Here is a 3,606-nt window from a genome sequence, read left to right on the forward strand (position 1 = left end):
AAGCACCTCGTCCAGTTCCCGAAACAACAGCAGACCACCGTCCGAACTGATCTTTGATCCATGAAATTCCAGCCGCACGCGACGGTCAAATCCAAGCCGAACATTTCCCGTTTCGCCTGCACCCTTTGGGTGATCCATGATCTGCCGCCTTCAACCCTATTAACATGCTGAAACATAACACATTAGTGGCTTCCAGAAGCGCGAAAACATCGGACTACTTGGGGATTGCGGGTTAAGGCACTATAGCGTCGCCACTGTTGTCATAGCGGCGATGTCTCAAGCTTACCCATGCTGAAGTCACCGCTTCAGTTCCCGATTGCACTCACCACACCATCTCTCTGTGTTGTCGAAGTGATCCCAGACTTAGGCCAGCACCACTGGCTGCTGACGACATATGAAACGGCTTTGCAATCTTGGTAGGCCAAACATTCGCGCTGGCACTGTTCGAAGGTTATACCCTTAATACCTCTCGTTGTGAGGTCGTTGCCGTCGATATCATAGCCGTCGTAGACCGACATCGAGCCAACAGGCGCGAGGCGGCTTGTTTGGCGCTCTACTTGATGAGTTGCACAGTTTTGAATTGTGTCTCTGAGTTTTGTATCTTTGATGTTTTGTTCAAATCCGTAAAATAAGTCACCCGACGGTACGGTGAGGCGTTGTTGCATGGATACCGGCGTTTCTGTTTGGCCGTATATTCCTTTGCCGACTGGAAGTACCCGATGCGGCATAAATTCAACTCTTCGCGTCGGCATAAGTTTGACAAGAAACGGTACAAGGTCACCAACTGGCGGGAGTACAATGAAAGCCTGCGTCAGCGTGGCGATGTGACAATTTGGTTGAGCCCTGAGGTTGAAGACGAATGGCTGGCGGATAAGCGCCAGACGCCAGGTGGCCAACGGGTGTATTCTGATCTGGCCATCTCGGTATGCCTGACGCTGGGTATGGTTTATAAGCAGCCGCTGCGCCAAACTGAAGGGCTGGTACGCGGCCTATTGCGGATTATGGGTCTGGATTTACCAGTACCGAGGGCGTCCACCTTTTTACGCCGTGGTTCTGGCTTGACCCGATCAATGAAATCCGAGGTCCAGAGATCCGGACCTATCGATTTGGTGGTGGACAGTACCGGTCTGAAGATATTTGGCGAAGGTGCCCTCTCGGCAGCATGCTGTGCATGCGCCTGCCGGGGAAGAAATGGCTGCACAACAAGCATGAAACAAAGGCCAAACGCAAGTCATGGCGCAAACTGCATTTGGGCGTGGACCTAACGACAGGTGATATCATCTGCTCGGATTTGACGCTGGACGACGTCGACGATCCCACGGCCTTGCCCGGACTTCTGGACCAGATTGAGGATCCGGTATCGCGTTTTCTGGCGGACGGAGCTTACGATGGCAAACCAACCAGCGACCTCCTCAAGGCTCGACTTGGTGATGCAGTCGAGATCATCATTCCACCTCCAAGAAATTCGGTCCTCACTCCGAATTCGCTTGCTGATCCATCGTCTCGAGATCGGCACATGGCCCAAATACGAACCCAAGGCCGTTTGGCCTGGCAAGCCAACAGCGGGTACAATCAACGAAGTCGCGCGGACGCGCAAATTGGGCGTTGGAAAGGAGTGATTGGGCCAAAGCTGAGATCGCGGACCCTCGAAAATCAGAGAACGGAGGCACGGATCGGCGTGCAGGTTCTCAACACAATGACCAAACTTGGCCGCCCCGAATTCGAGGCGGTCACGTGAGGCTATTTATGGGTAAGGGCGCGTTCCGACCTTCACCGGTTCCGTGCAACACGGCTATTGACAGGTCAGAAAGCCCAGACCCAGATTGGCTCCCGCTATTTCGCGGTGCCGGTGTGCGCGCAGATTGGCTCAAGCGTGGTCCAGATGTCATCAACGACCTGTCCGAGGCTCAAGCCTTCGATCTCAGTCGCCTCGGAATAGGCGAGCCACTGAGCGGATTTTGTTGCATCGGTGGCGAACTCTTGGGACAGGCCTGGCGGTCGCTCCTTCGGCACGCCCGTTTGACGCCGCTCAAAGGTCATTTCGATGCTGGTCCGCAAGTCGTCCAGAGTGAGTTCCACGGCCTTCGGTAGCGCCCAAAGGTCATAGTAATCCTTCATCCGACCATTGACGATACCGAGCGCAACGATCGCCTGGAACTTCTCCGCGATGACCGTCTCGGGGGAGTAGGCGCGAACCGACGCCGAGGGAAAGTCGAGCAGAGAGCCATAGTCGAGTGTGTAGTCTGGGTTTCCAAGCGCGTCTCCGAACCCGACATCAATTGTGATCGGGATTCTCGTCTTTTCGAGGTACGCGGTCGTCTTTAGGCGCATGCCGCCGTAGACCTGATCTTCCCTGATCGGAGCTACCGTTAGACTGGCGTCGTCGAAGACGAGGCCGTCGCCCGCATCGATCGCTAGGATCTCCGCGATGGTCTTCTTGAGGGTCGCCTCGTCCTCGGCCCCGAACGACAGGAAGTCGATGTCTCGGGTAAATCGGCCTTTGTCTTTCGTCCAAAGGGTCACGAGCATGCCGCCCTTCAACACGAAGCGATCACGGTGTGCCGACACCGATAGGCGGTAGATGAACCGCTCCAGTCCAAATGCGACCAACACTACGTCGAATGCCTGCCCCTCCGTGCGCGCGAGATTCAGCAGCTGCTGACGTACCGATGTGGCTATGTTTTTGGGTTTATCAGCCATTGGACGTCACGGCCTCGAGGTAGGGACGCATCTGGTTCCAGGCACTGTACTCTCGCGCAGCGTCGGCAATCGCTGACGGAGTTGCCTTGCGCTGCTCGACCGCGGCCTTGAGAGCCTCAATAGCAATCGATCGATCGACGAGGCGCTGGTTCCGGAACGCGTCTGCAAGCGTCTTCGGTATCGTGTACATCTTGATCGTCGTCCCACCCAGGCGGTGCTCCTCGACGCCGCTGGAGAAATACGGTTCGCGGAACCGGACGGCTCGGATCTTTGGATATGTGATTTTTGGCTCCCAGCCTTTTGCACCAATCGCAATCCAGACACGACGCGGCAGTTGATCAGTGAGGCCGTGGAAAGCCAGGGCCGACGTCAGGCAGATGACGGCCTTTGGTGCCCGCTTGGCGACTTCGATCAGGGTCTCATGCGTATTGGGCGCGCTGTCGGGCAGACCGTAAAGCCCTCGGCCTAGCCGAAGGACTTCACCCGACTGCACCGAGCGCGAGATCGCTGCCGCTGTGACACCAATATCCTCGAGATCCCTTGCGCGTGCTGGCGCATAGGATTTCAGGTATTCAAGGAGGCGCTGCCTCTGGGTCAGATCGCGTGGCATTGATAGTAAAGCTCAGACAGTTTCGCATTTGGTCCGAGGTTTTATAACATATCTTAGTTGTCGCTGCCAAGACCGTCTCTCTCTTCGCCCAAGGAGCCACCATTCTGCAAGGAGGGCGGAAAGCAGACCTTCGCTGCACCGGCAAACTGAATTGGACAACTTGAAGAAAGCGGACGGTCGGGGCTACGACCCAGTTTCTCCGATTTGCAAACGCAGCGAAAGTCGGCAGTGAGCCCAAAGCTCACCGTTTTCTCGGACACGGTAGAAGCATTTTCATTTCGCGACGAGGGAAACTC

5 protein-coding genes and 1 pseudogene are annotated in these 3,606 nt (G+C 55.9%); 2 read left to right on the top strand and 4 right to left on the bottom strand.

All coding sequences use genetic code 11. The features are described from left to right. Both Q1B15_RS14015 and Q1B15_RS14020 read right to left on the bottom strand, forming a co-directional pair. Positions 1-138, bottom strand: a pseudogene (locus Q1B15_RS14015) (IS1380 family transposase); the annotation flags it as partial. A gap of 167 nt (positions 139-305) precedes the next feature. Continuing rightward, a complete protein-coding gene (locus Q1B15_RS14020) occupies positions 306-896 on the bottom strand; it encodes a PAN/Apple domain-containing protein (protein WP_299754587.1) in 591 nt (196 codons plus the stop codon). Here Q1B15_RS14020 and Q1B15_RS14025 point away from each other — a divergent pair. Both Q1B15_RS14025 and Q1B15_RS14030 read left to right on the top strand, forming a co-directional pair. Continuing rightward, positions 825-1,265, top strand: a complete 441-nt coding sequence (locus tag Q1B15_RS14025; RefSeq protein WP_299754589.1) for a transposase — start codon at positions 825-827, stop codon at positions 1,263-1,265. The genes Q1B15_RS14020 and Q1B15_RS14025 overlap by 72 nt on opposite strands. After that, the gene (locus tag Q1B15_RS14030) at positions 1,172-1,738 is read left to right on the top strand and encodes a transposase (protein ID WP_299754591.1); all 567 of its coding nucleotides are present in this window, start codon (positions 1,172-1,174) and stop codon (positions 1,736-1,738) included. The genes Q1B15_RS14025 and Q1B15_RS14030 overlap by 94 nt, the downstream gene beginning before the upstream one ends. A 95-nt stretch (positions 1,739-1,833) precedes the next feature. On the opposite strand, the gene Q1B15_RS14035 is transcribed toward Q1B15_RS14030, so the two are convergent. Then, a complete protein-coding gene (locus Q1B15_RS14035; RefSeq protein WP_299754592.1) occupies positions 1,834-2,700 on the bottom strand; it encodes a nucleotidyl transferase AbiEii/AbiGii toxin family protein in 867 nt (288 codons plus the stop codon). Next, on the bottom strand, positions 2,693-3,310 hold the full coding sequence (locus Q1B15_RS14040; RefSeq protein WP_299754594.1) for an AbiEi antitoxin N-terminal domain-containing protein: 618 nt from the start codon (positions 3,308-3,310) through the stop codon (positions 2,693-2,695). The genes Q1B15_RS14035 and Q1B15_RS14040 overlap by 8 nt, the downstream gene beginning before the upstream one ends. Between the last annotated feature and the right edge of the window lie 296 nt (positions 3,311-3,606).

It is taken from the genome of uncultured Boseongicola sp., from assembly GCF_937988555.1.
Lineage (GTDB): Bacteria > Pseudomonadota > Alphaproteobacteria > Rhodobacterales > Rhodobacteraceae > Boseongicola.